This window comes from Kitasatospora sp. NPDC001309, from assembly GCF_042896295.1.
Lineage (GTDB): Bacteria > Actinomycetota > Actinomycetes > Streptomycetales > Streptomycetaceae > Kitasatospora.
Map to the genome: position 1 here is coordinate 42,777 of NZ_JBIAXC010000059.1, position 14,268 is coordinate 57,044.

General features: G+C 76.1%; 11 protein-coding genes. 5 read left to right on the top strand and 6 right to left on the bottom strand.

Going from position 1 to position 14,268, the window contains the following annotated elements; all coding sequences use genetic code 11:
* Positions 1–164: 164 nt before the first annotated feature.
* The gene (locus ACFY2K_RS38375; RefSeq protein WP_387717280.1) at positions 165–899 is read right to left on the bottom strand and encodes a class I SAM-dependent methyltransferase; all 735 of its coding nucleotides are present in this window, start codon (positions 897–899) and stop codon (positions 165–167) included.
* 57 nt (positions 900–956) lie between these two features.
* Positions 957–1,490 (bottom strand): PadR family transcriptional regulator, encoded by a 534-nt coding sequence (locus tag ACFY2K_RS38380; RefSeq protein ID WP_375892330.1) that lies wholly within the window; start codon positions 1,488–1,490, stop codon positions 957–959.
* Between the two features lie 149 nt (positions 1,491–1,639).
* On the opposite strand from ACFY2K_RS38380, the gene ACFY2K_RS38385 reads away from it, so the two are divergent.
* The gene (locus ACFY2K_RS38385) at positions 1,640–2,419 is read left to right on the top strand and encodes an alpha/beta fold hydrolase (RefSeq protein ID WP_387717282.1); all 780 of its coding nucleotides are present in this window, start codon (positions 1,640–1,642) and stop codon (positions 2,417–2,419) included.
* 33 nt (positions 2,420–2,452) lie between these two features.
* Positions 2,453–3,379: an aminoglycoside phosphotransferase family protein gene (locus ACFY2K_RS38390; protein ID WP_380525626.1), complete on the top strand. Its 927-nt coding sequence runs from the start codon at positions 2,453–2,455 to the stop codon at positions 3,377–3,379.
* Positions 3,380–3,448: 69 nt separating this feature from the next.
* Here ACFY2K_RS38390 and pxpB read toward each other — a convergent pair whose 3' ends face one another.
* The 4 genes from pxpB to ACFY2K_RS38410 form a co-directional block, all read right to left on the bottom strand.
* Entirely contained in the window at positions 3,449–4,060 is a 612-nt protein-coding gene (pxpB, locus tag ACFY2K_RS38395; protein WP_380594846.1) for a 5-oxoprolinase subunit PxpB, read from the bottom strand.
* Between the two features lie 68 nt (positions 4,061–4,128).
* A complete protein-coding gene (locus ACFY2K_RS38400) occupies positions 4,129–4,905 on the bottom strand; it encodes a LamB/YcsF family protein (protein WP_375892327.1) in 777 nt (258 codons plus the stop codon).
* Positions 4,906–5,048: 143 nt separating this feature from the next.
* Complete coding sequence (locus ACFY2K_RS38405; protein ID WP_387717284.1) at positions 5,049–5,573, bottom strand: hypothetical protein; 525 nt, start codon at positions 5,571–5,573, stop codon at positions 5,049–5,051.
* A gap of 232 nt (positions 5,574–5,805) precedes the next feature.
* Positions 5,806–6,849, bottom strand: coding sequence for an IPT/TIG domain-containing protein (locus tag ACFY2K_RS38410; RefSeq protein ID WP_387717285.1), 1,044 nt, complete (start codon positions 6,847–6,849; stop codon positions 5,806–5,808).
* 194 nt (positions 6,850–7,043) lie between these two features.
* Here ACFY2K_RS38410 and ACFY2K_RS38415 point away from each other — a divergent pair, with 194 nt between their 5' ends.
* From ACFY2K_RS38415 to ACFY2K_RS38425, 3 genes are all read left to right on the top strand, one after another.
* A complete protein-coding gene (locus tag ACFY2K_RS38415; RefSeq protein WP_380525632.1) occupies positions 7,044–8,579 on the top strand; it encodes a hypothetical protein in 1,536 nt (511 codons plus the stop codon).
* 77 nt (positions 8,580–8,656) lie between these two features.
* Positions 8,657–9,532, top strand: a complete 876-nt coding sequence (locus ACFY2K_RS38420) for a hypothetical protein (protein WP_375892322.1) — start codon at positions 8,657–8,659, stop codon at positions 9,530–9,532.
* 42 nt (positions 9,533–9,574) lie between these two features.
* The gene (locus ACFY2K_RS38425) at positions 9,575–14,140 is read left to right on the top strand and encodes a hypothetical protein (protein ID WP_380594836.1); all 4,566 of its coding nucleotides are present in this window, start codon (positions 9,575–9,577) and stop codon (positions 14,138–14,140) included.
* Positions 14,141–14,268 lie beyond the last annotated feature (128 nt).

Sequence of the window (14,268 nt, forward strand, 5' to 3'; positions counted from 1 at the left end):
GGGCGTGCGGGCGTGCGGACGACCGCGACCCGCGCGACCCCGGGCCGCGCACGGGCCCGGCGCGCGGCCGATGGTACGGGGTGAAGGTAACAGTTCTTTGTTCACCCTTTAATCGGACTTTGCGCACCGGGCTCGCACCGGGCTCGCACCCGGCCCGCGCCGGGCTAGCCGGCGGGCCGGGCCCGGACCCAGGTCCGATCGTCCGTCAGGTACGTCTCGATCCGCAGCCCGGCGTCCGCCAGGGCCTCCTCGAAGGCCGCCGTCGAGAGCGGGCGGGACAGGAAGGTCTGGGTCCAGGTGCCGTCCGGGAAGACGTACTCCGTCCGGACCGAATTCACCCCGGCACCGACCGGTGTCGCCGTGAGGATCCTGGCCACCCCGTCCGTCCCGGCGATCCGGCTCTCCCGCGGCACGTTCCGGTGCCAGTCCTCGCCCTCGCGCTGCACCAGGACGCAGCCGTCCCCGGCGACGTGGCGGCGGCAGGTCTCCAACAGGCCCTGGCGGACGGCCGGATCGCCGGCGTGCACCAGGAAGGAGGCGAGCAGCACGACGTCGAAGCGCTCGCCGAGGTCCAACCGCTCGATCGGGCTGCGCACCGTACGGACCTCCGGGCGCACCCGGGCGAGCATCTCGGCGGACTCGTCCACCGCCGTCACGGCGAAGCCGCGCTCGACCAGCGGGTGGGTCATCCGGCCGACGCCGCAGCCCAGTTCGAGGATCCGGGCGCCGGGCGGGGCGGCCGCCTCGATCACGTCCGGGGCGTCGCCCACCGGGAGGCGGGTCCACACCTCCACCGCGCAGCCGTCCGGCGTGATCGCGCCCGCGCCCGTGCCCTCGTAGCCCTCACGCCGCCCGTCGTGCCCGTGCGCGCCGCCGTTCTCGTGCAAGTCGTTGCCCATGGGGGCCATCGGAACACGCGCGGGGCGGGGAGGAAAGGCGGTCCGGGCGGCTTTCGGTCAGCCCGTCAGGAGCTCCAGATCCGCCAAGGTGGCGCGCAGCCAGGCGAGTTCGGCCTCGGTGGTGGCCCGGGCGGTGAGCAGCAGGCCGCGCCGGAAGGGGTCGGCGAACTCCTCGGCGCTGCGCGGGCGCTCGCCCTCGTAGAAGAAGCTGGCCGGCTCGGACAGGAAGGTCAGCCGGCGGCGGAGTACGGCGGCCTGGGCGGCCGGGTCGTCGAGGTGGCGGAGGAAGGAGACCACGGTGGTCCAGCGGTTGCCGTCGCTGATGTCGAGCGGCTCGGGCGCGCGCAGCCGGTCGAGCAGTGCGGTGCGGCCGGCTCCGGTCAGGTGGAGGGTGTGCCGGGGCGCGGCGGCGCTGCCGGGCTCGGTCTCGCGCACCAGCAGGCCGTCGGCCTCCAGTCGCTTGATCGCGGGGTAGAGCGAGCCGTCGCTGATCGGGCGGATGTGACCGGTGAGCGCGGCGAGGTGGCGACGCAGTTCGTAGCCGTGCAGTGGGCGGTCGTACAGGAAGCCGAGGATCGCGAGCTTGAGCATGGGGCCACTCTCCCAGATCGGTGTCTCGGTGCGCCGGTATATCGGTTCCGGTGTACCTCGACTTCGAGGTATGGTCTGGCCTCGGCAGTCCCGAACCGGAACCGCCGAGCGACCCGACCCGACCCGAACCGACCCAGGAGTGTGTGCACGTGCGCGAGGCCCCCGTCACCCCGAACGGCGACCGGATCCGCTGGGTCGAGCTGCCCGGCGCCGAGCCCGCCCGGCTCTACCTGCACGGCCTCGGCGCCAGCTCACCGGTCTACTTCGCGGCCGCCGCCGCCCACCCGCTGCTCACCGGACGCCGCGCACTGCTGCTCGACCTGCTCGGCTTCGGGATCAGCGACCGGCCCACCGACTTCGGCTACACCCTGGAGCAGCACGCCGACGCGGTCGCCACGGCCGTCGCGGCGGCCGGGCTCCGGCAGGTCGAGGTGGTCGCCCACAGCATGGGAGGCGCGATCGCGATCGTCCTGGCGCACCGCCACCCCGGGCTGGTCTCCCGGCTGGTCCTGGTGGACGCCAACCTCGACCCGATCGCCCCCGACCCCGAGCGGATCGGCAGCAGCGGCATCGCGGCCCGCACCGAGGCCGAGTTCCTGGCCGGCGGCCGGGCGGAGGTCGCCGAACGGGTCGGCCCGTCCTGGTGGTCCACCATGCGGCTGGCCGGTCCCGAGGCCCTCCACCGCAGCGCCGTGCACCTCGCCCGGGGCAGCGAGCCGACCATGCGCGCCCTGCTGCTCGGACTCGACCTCCCGCGCACCTTCCTCCACCCGGAGGCGGACGCCCCCGCGGACGCCGACGGCCTGCGCGCGGCCGGGGTCCGGGTGGTGGCGGTGCCGGACTGCGGGCACACCATCATGCTCGACAATCCGGACGGCTTCGCGGCGGCGGCCGCCACGGCGCTCGGGGGGCCGGCGCGGACGTCCTAGGCTGGACGGCACCGCCGGAGAGGAGCCCGTACGATGCCCGTCGCCGTCCCGCCCGCACTGGCCGCGTCACTGGCCGGGTCCCTCGGCGCGCGGGGACGCGCCTGGGTGGCCCGACTCCCCTCCCTGGCGGCCGAGTCGGCCGAACGCTGGGAGCTGCGCCCGGACGGCCCGGCGGCCCACGGCGTGGTCGCGCTGGTGCTGCCGGTGCGCCGCGCCGACGGTACGCCCGCGGCGCTCAAGCTCCAGCCGGTGGACGAGGAGACGGTGGGCGAGCCGCTCGCCCTCCGGGCCTGGGGCGGTTGTGGCGCCGTCCGGCTGCTCGACCACCAACCCGCCACCGGCGCCATGCTGTTGGAGCGCCTGGACCCGTCCCGCTCGCTGCTCACGATGGCCGACGACCTCGCGGCGGTACGGGTGATCGCCGAACTGCTGCGACAGTTGACGCTCCGTCAGGCGCCGCCCGGCCTGCGCACCTTGGCCGACGTCGCGGACGAGCTGCTGCTGCGCGCCCCGGCCGCGGCTGCCGCCCACACCGACCCGGACGAACGGCGCCTGCTCGCCGACTGCGCGGCCGCCCTCCGTGCCGTCCGCGCCGAACCGGGCGACCGCCTGCTGCACTGGGACCTGCACCACGGCAACGTCCTCGCCCCGCTGCCGGACACCGACCGGGCACCCTGGCTGGCGATCGACCCCAAGCCGCTGGCCGGGCACCCTGGCTTCGAGCTGCTGCCCGCGCTGCGCAACCGCTGGGCGGACGTCACGGCCGGCGGCAGCCCGGCCAGGGCGCTGCGGCGCCGCTTCGACCTGCTGGTGGAGGCGCTGGAGGTGGACCGGGAGGCGGCGGCCGCCTGGACCCTCGCCCGGGTCCTGCAGAACGCGGTCTGGGCGGCCGAGGAGGGGGAGACGGCGCTCGACCCGGGCCAACGTGTCATCGCGGAGCTGGTGTCGGGCCGGGGCTGACGGGCGTCCGGCGCCGCCACCGGGCGTGGACGCGGCCCCCGCGCCGCCACCGGTCCGGCCGGCCCGCCGCTACGCCCGTACCGCCGTGAACCGGACCCGTACCCCCGGCGCCAGCAGGGCCGCCGGCTCCCGGGCCGGGTCCCAGAGCGCCAGCGCCGTCCGCCCGATCAGCTGCCAGCCGCCGGGGGAGGGGCTCGGATAGACGCCGGTGTACGTCCCGGCAAGGGCCACCGAGCCGGTCGGGACGGCGCTGCGCGGGGTGGCCCGGCGCGGCACCCCGTACCGCGGCGGCAGACCGGTGAGGTAGCCGAAGCCGGGGGCGAAGCCGCAGAAGGCGACCACGTACTCGGGCTCGGTGTGGATCCGTACGGCCGCCTCGGCGGAGACGCCCCAGCGGGCCGCGACCTCCGCGAGGTCGGCGCCGTCGTACACGGTCGGGATCTCCACCAGCGGCCCGCCCGCGGTCGTGGCCGCCGTCGGGCGGGCGGTGCGCAGCAGCGCCGCCAGCGCGGTGACGTCCGCGACCTCGTCCAGCAGGACGGTGCGGGCGGCGGGCACGATCTCGCCGACCTCGCCGAGCTCCCCGCCGGTCTGCCGGTCGCGCAGCCAGCCGTACAGCGCGGCGACCTCGGCCGTCCCCGGGAGCTCGACCAGCAGCGCCCGCTCGCCGACCCGCCGCACCGCCGGGCCCGCACCGGGAGGGCCCGCGCCGAGCCGCTCCCCGCCGGGCCGCTCCCCGGCGCCGCCCGTCACGCGAACGCCTCGACCCGCACCCCGGCCGAGGCGAGCGCCCCACGGATCCGCCAGGCGAGCTGGGCGGCGCCGGGGGTGTCGCCGTGGACGCAGAGCGAGCGCGCCTCGACGGCGATCCGGTCGCCACCGACGGCCTCCACCGCGCGGTCCCGGGCGATCCCGACGGCCCGGGTGATGACCGTTTCGGGGTCGTGCACCACCGCGTCGGGCTCGCGGCGCGGCACGAGGGTGCCGGCCCAGGTGTAGGCGCGGTCGGCGAAGGCCTCGGCGACCACCGGCAGTCCGACCCCCTCGGCGACGGCGAGCAGCCGGGAGCCGGGCAGTCCGAGGACGGGCAGCGGCCCGTCGCAGACCGCGCCGGCCCGCAGCACCCCGGCCACCACGGCCTCGGCCTGCTCGGAGTCGGAGACCACCCGGTTGTAGAGCGCGCCGTGCGGTTTGACGTAGGAGACCCGGGAGCCGGCGGCCCGGGCGAAGACCTGGAGGGCGCCGATCTGGTAGGCGATCTCGTCGGCGAGTTCCTCCGGTGGGACGTCCATGGCGCGGCGGCCGAAGCCCGCGAGGTCGCGGTAGGAGACCTGGGCGCCGATCCGGACGCCGCGTTCGGCGGCCAGCGCGCAGACCCGGCGCATCGTGGACGGGTCCCCGGCGTGGAAGCCGCAGGCGACGTTGGCGCTGGTCACCACGGAGAGCAGGGCCTCGTCGTCGGTCAGGGTCCAGCGTCCGAACCCCTCGCCGAGGTCCGCATTGAGATCGATCACCGCATCGGCCACGCCCGTCCGCCTCCCAGCAGCTGTTGAGCCAGATGGTAGGGCCTGGCGGTGAAGCCCGTTGCCCGTCACCCGGACGGCCGACGGGCCCACCGGCGCGCAGCCTGCACGCACGCGCCCCGGGGCGGCACCCCGGGGCGGTCGGCTCAGTTCGCGGCTAGGCGTTCCTGGAAGGAACGTTCCAGCGGGCGCAGGGCGCGGAGCACGATCAGCAGCGGAACGACACCGAAGACGCCGAACGACATGTCGATGAATCGCCACGCCAGCGGGATCCCGCGCAGCGGTCCGCAGATCAGCGCCAGCGGGATCACCGCGCCGCAGGCGAGCACCGCCCAGCGGATCACCCAGATGTTGCGGACCGGGTCCTTGAGCGGCCCCCAGAAGGCGGCGCCGATCACCAGGTGGGCGAAGGCCAGCCAGTCGCTGCCGTACGCCAGGAAGGGGTAGCTCCGGTTGGTCTCGACGAGGCCGGTGTGCACCCGCTCGAACCAGGCCGCGGCGCCCGGGAAGCGGTCGGCCAGCGGGGCGGCCGGGCCGGAGGCGAGGTCGACCAGCCAGCCGGTCTCGGTCTCCAGCGGGAAGGCGGTCAGGCCGCTCAGCACCAGGCAGACCAGGAAGAACCCGAGCCAGCGCCGGATCCGCCGCAGGATGACCGCAGGATCGCCGTCCATCACGCACACCTCCCGCGCGCGCCGGGCGCGCGCCCATGCCGGTTGTGCAGGCGGGCCTTGTCCCGTCTGCGTACGGCCGACTCTAGACCCTCGATTTGAACGTGTTCAACACGGCCCCCGGGAAGCCGGCGACCCGTGGGCGGCCGCCCCCTCGCGGCCCCCTCGCGACCGCCCCCGGACGCACCGGTGCCCGGGCGCCGAAGCGGCACCCGGGCACCGGGAGGGGGAACGGCTACGCCGTGTACGTGAACGTCACCGGCGCGCTGGTGCCGCCCGCCGTGGTGAGCACCACGTCCACCGGCCCGGCCGCGGCGCCCGCCGGGGAGGTCGCCGAGCAGAAGGACGGCCCGCAGGAGACGTGCGCGGCCGGCACCCCGCCGAAGGTGATCGAGCCGTAGGTCAGGTTGGTGCCCTGGAGGTACACCTGGGTCCCGCCGGCCACCGGCCCGCTCTTGGTGGTCAGGTTGCTCACCACCGGCGCGGGCGGCGCCGCCGGTGCGGCGCCGGTGTAGTCGAAGGCGACCGGGGAGGCGGCCGTGCCGCCGGGGGTCACCACGCTGACCGGGGCGCTGCCCGATCCGCCGGGGGTGGTCACCGTGCAGGCGGTGTCGGTGCAGGTGCCCGGCGCGGGCACGCCGCCGACCAGCACCATGCCGTTGGACAGGTTGCTGCCGTTGACGGTCACCGCGGTGCCGCCGGTGCCCGGGCCGGTGGTGGTGCCGAGGCCGCTGACGGCCGGGGCGGCCTGGACGGTGGCCGGCAGGTAGCCGCGGCTGCCGAGGTCGTACCGGGAGACGTGCCCGGTCGGGTCGGTGTCGTTGGGGTTGGCGGCCGTGACCGTGATCACGCCGGCGATCGGCACGCCCGGGGTGGTGCGCAGGTTGAGCTTCATGAACTCGCTCTTCCCGACCACCCGGGTGCCGGTGAGCACGGCCTCCAGGTGGCGGCCGTCGGGGGAGAGGGTCTCGGTGAAGGTGTAGTCGTACGGCGTGGAGTAGAACATCGCGCCGTCGGTGGTGACGCCCGGCGGCAGGTCGACGGTGAAGTGGGTCGGCCCGGTCAGGTCGGCGGTGCCGGCGGAGGTCCAGCTCGCCGACATGTTGCCGGAGGTGAAGATGCCGCCGGGGTAGTTCCCGCTCTGCGACACGGTCACGTGCTGGGCGGAGGTCGACGCGGAGGGCGCCCCGGGGGCCGCCGCGGCGACGGCGGCACCGGTGCTGAGGACGGTCACGGACAGCGCGGCGGCGAGGCCGGCTTTCGCCAGTCGGGTGATCATGGGTCGATCATCACCGAACCATCGCGCTGACCTCACGGTTTTCTCGCATGACCGTTCGAGAATGGCGGAATCCCGTCGAAACCCCGTTCCGTTTCGGCCCCGGGGACCGCCACCCAGCTGCCGCTCCGCCCGTCCACAAGGTCCGTTTCGGTCGATGTCGGTGCGAACCTCTAATCTTGTCCACCGTGACCGTCATCGCTGACCCGCCCACCGAGCCCGGCCTCCGCCCGGCCGCCGGCGCCGCCGTGCCCGCACCGCGGCCCGCGCCCGGCCCCGCCGCCGACGAGGGCCTGGCCCGCCGGCTCAAGGCGCTGGCCTGCACCGCCCCGCTGCACGACCTGGACAACCGCAAGGTCAACCTGGCCGGCGAGTACGGCGGCTACGCGATGGCCGAGGTCGGCCTCGCCGCGATCGACCTGGTCACCCTGCACATGGACTTCGACACCGGGGCCGACCGCGAGATAGTGCTCGCCCGGATGCTGCCCCGGGTCGCCGCCCAGGCCCCGCGCCGGCCCGCCCCCGAGCACGAGCGGGTCGCCCGCTGGGTGCTGGAGTCGCTGATCAACGTCGGCAGCGTGGACCGCGGCTTCCGCGCCGTCTACGGCACCTTCGGCGCCGACGGCGAGTACGTCCGCCGGGACTACGACTTCAAGCTGATCGAGGAGGTCCCCGGCCCCGACGGCGGTGTCTACCTGCGCACCACCGACGAGGCGGTCAACGTCCTGGTCGGCGCGCTCGACACCGACGTCACCTCGGCCCAGATCGCCGCCGAGGTCAAGCTGGAGGTGCTGATCCGCCGCGGCCGCCTGGCCGACGCCCAGCTCGCCGCCGAGCAGGCCCGCTACCGCACCGTCCAGTACGCCGAGACGCTGCGCCGCGCCCTCGACGCCACCCGCCGCAACGTCCGCGCGGTCGACTGGATGCAGGCCGTCCCCGACCTCATCGACGAGGCGCTGGACCACATCGCCGACCGCTACCGGCACGAGAACGCGATTCTCACCAACATCCGCAAGGCCCGCGACGAGGCCGAGGACCAGGAGCACAAGCGCCGCGCCGCCGAACTGGTCGACATCGTCAAGGACTGCATCCGCCGCCACACCCAGCTCCAGACCCGGCTGCTGGAGGCCGGGCCGCTGTTCCGCGCCGAGCAGGACCGGCAGGCCTTCGCCGCCCCCGGCGCCCGCAGCGGCATCGACCTGTACGGCCAGCTGCTCGCCCCCGTGCTGCGGCTCCCGGTGGAGCAGGCCGTCCGGCCCACCGGCGCCTTCTTCGCCCGCGGCGCCGGCCTGCGCACCCCCGTCTCGGTCCGGGTCGCCGACCTGGTCGACCTGCTGCTCACCCCGCCGGTCGAGCGCGAGCACCTCGGCGCCGAACTGCCCGACCCGGACCTCGTCGCCACCCCGGACGACAGCCGCTTCTCCGAGGCCCAGCTGGAAGCCGCCCAGGTCCTGCTCGACCTGCCCCCGGACGCCCCCCGCCGGCTCTCCGGCCTGCTCGCCGACGCCCGCAAGCAGGACCCGGAACTCCCGTACCTGGTCGCCCTGCTGGCCGTGCACGCGGCCAGCCCGCCGGTCGGCACCGCCTACCGCCAGGGCGAGGAGCGGCTGCTGTTCGCCGTGGACGACGGCACCCCGCTGCGCGACCGGGAGTTCGGCGGCGCCGACCTGATCGTCGGCAGCGCCCTGCTCGACGCGGTCGGCATGGCCGCCGACCGCAAGGACGCCGGCTGACCGGCCCGGCCGCGACACCCACAGGCACCCACGTTGACGAACCACCACCACCGCGCCACCCCCGAGGAGCACCGCCCGTGACGACCCACCACGACACGTCCTGGGCGGCCGAGACCGAACCCGCGGCCCCCGCGCCGATCACCCCGGCCGACGTCGCCGACGCCGCCCGGCTGGTCTCCTTCGGCCTCCAGGCCAAGCTGCTCCCCGCCCGCGACGCCGAGTACGCCGAACTCGTCCGCCGCCACCGCGAGGACCCGCCGTTTGCCCGCCTCGCCGACGCCGTCGCCACCGGCATGGGCCTGGTCGTCCTGGAGGTCTCGCCGCGGGCCGGCATGGCCGTCGCCGCCGCCGAGGAGTCGCTGTTCGCCGTCCGGATGGGCGACTACTCGCGCCGCGCCGCCTCCGAGTCCACCGACCGCTTCCTGCACGGACTGGCCCACCTCGCCGTCGCCGCGATGGCCTTCCCCCGGCCCGAGGACCTCGCCGACGACGGCTACCTCGGCCGGATCACCGTCAACGGCGTCGACTCCTTCGTCCGCCAGGCCTGCCGCCGCCTGGAGGAGCAGGCCGACGCCGAGGGCGCCAACACCGACCCGGCCAGCGACGCCCCCGGGCTGGAGGCCGCCTGGCGGGTCTGGGCCCGGCGCACCGCCACCGGCGCCACCAAGGACGCCCGCCGGCTCTCCGGCTCCACCATCGGCATCGTGGCCAAGGCGGTGATGTTCCTGGTCGACTCCGGCTTCCTGCAGAAGGTCTCCGACGACTCCGGCGGCACCTACCGCACCACCGCCCGCTACCAGCTCCAGGTCCGCGACCTGGCCGGCGGCGCCGCGATGGCCGAACTGCTCGACCTCGGCATCGTCCCGGTCTCCGACGGCACCGCCAGCCTGCTGCCGCCGGACACCGGCGACGAGCTGGTCGCCGACGCCGGCCTGCCGTTCCACTCGCTCTGATCGCTCTGACAACCCCATAAGACGCACGGAGAACCGCCGCACATGTACGAGCTCAACCGGGTCCGCCTCTACTCGATCGGACCGGCCGGCGCGCGCTACGCCGACACGGTGCTCGACCTGCGCGGCGTCGGTGAGCCCGTCGCCGACCCGGCCCCGCAGCAGATCGGCCTGTTCGGCGAGGACACCGAGGGCCCGGTCCGCCGCCCCGCCCCGGCCGGCGTGCTCTTCCTGGAGAACGGCGGCGGCAAGTCCGTCCTGCTCAAGCTGATCTTCTCGGTGATGCTCCCCGGCCACCGCAACACCCTCGGCGGCGCCAGCTCCGGCGTGCTGCGCAAGTTCCTGCTCGCCGACGACTGCGGCCACGTCGCCCTGGAGTGGCAGCACACCGTCACCGGCGAACCGATCGTGGTCGGCAAGGTCAGCGAGTGGCGCGGCCGCCAGGTCTCCTCCGACCCGCGCAAGTTCGCCGAGACCTGGTACTCCTTCCGCCCCGGCCCCGGCCTCACCCTCGACTCGCTCCCCGTCGCCGAACGGGTCAGCCTGGTCGGCGACCAGAAGGCCCGCGGCCGCCGCCGCACCATGAAGGGCTTCCGCGACGCCCTCACCGAGGCCGGCAAGGCCCACCCCCACCTCGACCTGGTCTTCGAGGACGGCCACGACCGCTGGACCGAACACCTCGGCGAACTCGGCCTCGACCCCGAACTCTTCCGCTACCAGCGCGAGATGAACGCCGACGAGGGCGAGGCGGCCGGCCTCTTCGCGGTCAAGCAGGACAAGGACTTCACCGACCTGCTGCTGCGCGCCGTCACCGACACCCGGGACACCGACGGTCTGGCCGACCTCGTCCACGGCTTCGCCGCCAAGCTCGGCCTGCGCTCCGAACTCACCGCCGAACGCGACTTCACCGCCGGCTCGCTCGACCTGCTGGAACGCATCGTCGAGGCCACCGCCGCCCGCGAGACCGTCCGCGAGGCGCACCGCACCGCCGAACGCCGCGCCCGCCGCCTCGCCCACGCCCTCACCTCCCGCGCCGCCGCCGAACGCGACCGCGCCCAGGACCTCGCCATCGAGGTCGCCGCCGCCGTGAGCGCCGTCACCGCCGCCGAGTCCGACCGCACCCGGCACAGCCTGATCGCCGACGAACTCACCCACCGGCACGCCACCCTGAGCCTCGCCGCGGCCACCGCCGAGGCCGCCACCCTGCGCCGCGAACTCATCGACGCCCGCACCCTGCACTCCGCCTGGCAGGCCGCCGAGGCCGTGCTGCGCCAGCGCGCCGCCGCCGACCGGGTCGCCCGGGTCGCCGTCGCCATCCGCGAGGCCGAACTGGACGCCGCCCCGGCGCTCGCCGCCCGCGCCCGCGCCGCCGGCGCGCTCGCCCGCGCCCTGGAAGCCGCCGCCGCGGCCGCCGAGACCCGCGCCGACACCGAGGAGCAGCGCGCGAGCGAGCTCCAGGAGGACGGCGGCAAGGCCCAGTCCGCCGCCACCGAGGCCGCCACCGCCGCCCAGAAGGCCCGCAGCGAGGCCGAGCACCTGCGCCAGCGCCTCGCCGAGGTCGAGCAGGAGACCGAGGCCGCCGTCGAGGCCGGGTTCATCGACTCCGACGGCGACGCGGACCCGGCCCGCGCCGCCCTGCACGCCGCCGACGTGGAGCAGGCCGCCGCCGCGGCCCTCGCCCAGGCCCGGACCGTCGCGGAGGCCTGCGCCACCCGGCTGCGGGAGGCCGCCGCCGCCACCTCCCGCGCCGAACTCGCCGCCGAACGGGCGGGCGACGCCCGCAAGGACGCGGCCCGCGCGCTGGCCGCCGAGCAGCGCACCGCCGCCCTGCTCGCCACCGAGCAGCGCCTCGCCGACCTGCTCTCCCTCACCCCGTACCAGGACGGCGGCGAGGAGGACGCCGGCTTCCTCACCCCCGCCGTGCTCGACCGCAACGCCGAGTACCTGCGCGAACTCCTCGACGAGGCCATCGCCACCGCCGAACGCACCCTGTTCGACCTGCGCACCGCCGCCGCCGACGACTCCCGCATCCTCGCCGCCCTCGGTGACGGCGGCCTGCTGCCGCCCGGCCCCGACGTGCTGGCCACTGTCGAGTACCTCGCCGAGCACGGCATCCCCGCCCTGCCCGGCTGGCGCTACCTCGCCCAGTCCGTCGACCCCGCCGACCACGAGGCGATCCTCGCCGCCCGCCCCGAACTGGTGGACGGCGTGGTCGTCACCGACCCGGCCTCGCTGGAGCGCGCCCGCGAGGCCCTCCAGGCCGCCGCCCTGCTGCCCCGCTCCACCGTCGCCGTCGGCGCCGCCGCCTCGCTGATCGCCCCGATCACCGACCGGCCCGCCTTCTTCCTGGTGCCGCCGAACCCGGCCATGCACGACGAGTCCGCCGCCGACGGCGAGCGCCGCGAACTGCGCGCCCGCGCCGCCGCCCGCGAGGAGCACATCCGCGAACTCGCCGGCCGGCTCGGCGCCGACCGCGCCCTCGCCGCCCGGCTCGCCTCCTGGCACGCCAGCTGCCCGCCCGGCACCCTCGCCGAACTCGCCGCCGCCGCCGAGGCCGGCCGCGAGCACGCCGAGCAGGCCGCCGCCGCGCTGGCCACCCTGCGCTCCGACCACGACGAGGCCGAGACCGACCACGCGGCCGCCGCCTCCGCCCACGAGGAGCAGCGGGAGGCCGCCCAGCGCGCCCGCCGCCGCGCCGACGCCCTCTCCGGCCTCGCCTTCCGGCTGCGCGAGCGCGCCACCTGGGCCCGCCGCCAGCGCGAACTCGCCGAGGACGCCGCCGAGTGCGACCGCCGCCAGGCCGTCTGCGCCGAACGCGCCCGCACCTGCGACGAGGACCGCCGAGCCGCCCAGCGCGCCGCCGACGACGCCCGCCGCACCGTGCGCGCGCTGCGCGCCGAACGCGCCGAGATCCCCGCCGCCGAGCAGGCCGACGAGCCCGCCGAGCAGACCGCCCCCGCCGCGCTGCCCGCCCTGCGCGAGGCCTACCGGGCCGCCTCCCAGCTGTACGAGAAGGTCGGCGTCGGCGCCGACCTGCGCGCCGAGCAGGCCCGCGCCGAGGGCGACGAGGCCGCCGCCGCGACCGAGCTCGACCGCCTCACCAACAAGGTCCGCACCCGCGCCGAGGAACTCCTCGGCAGCCCCGACGGCGCCGACGGCCCCGCCCGCCAGGCCGCCGCGGCCCGCGCCGAGGAGCTGGTCGCCACCATCGAGGCCCGCTCCGCCGCCGCCAGCGAGCAGCTCGGCCGCCTGCGCGGCGAGGCCGAGCGCTCCGCCCCGGCCGACGGTGAGGCGCACACCGAGCTGCCCGAGGAACTCGTCCCGGCCGACCCCGAGCACGCCCAGGTCCTGCTGCGCACGGCCACCGGCCGGCTCGCCGAGTGCCGCGAGGCCGTCGACACCGCCCGCACCGCGCACGCCGACCTCCAGCGCACCTTCGACGCCGCCCAGTCCGCCGCCGCCGACTTCGATGAGCTGGCCGGCCAGCTGCGCGACGGCCTGCGCGAGCAGCAGGAGGAGGACGGCCGGCCGGTCGAGCCCTACCTCGGCTCGCTGCCCGAGGCCCGCAACGCCTCCACCGACGCCCGCCGCGCGCTGCGCACGTCCGTCGGCGAGCTGTCCTCCGCCGAACTCGCCGTCCGGGACGCCTCCGACGCCCTGGTCCGGCACGCCAACGCGGCCCGCTACGAGGCCGTCCGCACCCCCGCCCGCCAGCAGATCCGCGAGCTGCCCGCGTCCGCGCTGCCCGAGCACGCGGCCGCCTGGGCCACCGCCTTCGCCCCCCGGCTGCGGGTGCTCACCGACGAGCTCACCCAGCTGGAGCGCAACCGCGGCTCGATCGTCGACCGGCTGCGCGGACTGGTCGAGTCCTCGCTCACCACCCTGCGGGCCGCCCAGCGGCTGTCCCGGCTGCCCGAGGGCCTGGGGGAGTGGTCCGGCCAGGAGTTCCTGCGGATCCGCTTCGAGGACCCGGACCACACCACCCTGGTGGAGCGCCTCGGCGAGGTCATCGACGAGGCCACCCGTGCCGCCGTCCGGAAGAACAGCGACCTGCGCCGCGACGGCATGTCCCTGCTGCTGCGCGGCGTCGCCGCCGCGATCGGCCCCAAGGGCGTCAGCGTCGAGATCCTCAAGCCCGACGCGGTGCTGCGCGCCGAGCGGGTGAGCGTCGGCCAGATGTCCGACGTCTTCTCCGGCGGCCAGCTGCTCACCGCCGCCATCGCGCTCTACTGCACGATGGCCGCGCTGCGCGCCAACGACCGCGGCCAGTCCCAACTGCGGCACGCCGGCACGCTGTTCCTCGACAACCCGATCGGCCGCGCCAACGCCACCTACCTGCTGGAGCTCCAGCGCGCGGTGGCGGACGCGCTCGGCGTCCAGCTGATCTACACCACCGGCCTGTTCGACACCACGGCGCTCGCCGAGTTCCCGCTGGTGATCCGCCTGCGCAACGACGCCGACCTGCGGGCCGGCCTCAAGTACATCTCGGTGGAGGAGCACCTGCGCCCGGGCCTGCCCGCCCCGCAGGACCCGGACGGCCCGACCATCCACGGCGAGATCACCGCCACCCGGATGTTCAAGCGCCCGGCGGAGGTTCCCGCCCAGCCGTGAACCACGGCCTGCCGCCGAACTCCCGCCTGCGGGGCGACGCCGGGGCACGCACCTCGCCGCGTTGTCGTCGGTCGCCAATGCGCTGCATTGGGCTCCCTCCTCCGCCTTGCGATGCACGCACCCCAACG

Excerpts from the sequence above, each read along its gene's own strand:
- ACFY2K_RS38375 (WP_387717280.1), bottom strand. The coding sequence starts at position 899 with ATGGGCAACGACTTGCACGAGAACGGCGGCGCGCACGGGCACGACGGG.
- ACFY2K_RS38380 (WP_375892330.1), bottom strand. The coding sequence starts at position 1,490 with ATGCTCAAGCTCGCGATCCTCGGCTTCCTGTACGACCGCCCACTGCAC.
- ACFY2K_RS38390 (WP_380525626.1), top strand. The coding sequence starts at position 2,453 with ATGCCCGTCGCCGTCCCGCCCGCACTGGCCGCGTCACTGGCCGGGTCC.
- ACFY2K_RS38405 (WP_387717284.1), bottom strand. The coding sequence starts at position 5,573 with ATGGACGGCGATCCTGCGGTCATCCTGCGGCGGATCCGGCGCTGGCTC.
- ACFY2K_RS38410 (WP_387717285.1), bottom strand. The coding sequence starts at position 6,849 with ATGATCACCCGACTGGCGAAAGCCGGCCTCGCCGCCGCGCTGTCCGTG.
- ACFY2K_RS38425 (WP_380594836.1), top strand. The coding sequence starts at position 9,575 with ATGTACGAGCTCAACCGGGTCCGCCTCTACTCGATCGGACCGGCCGGC.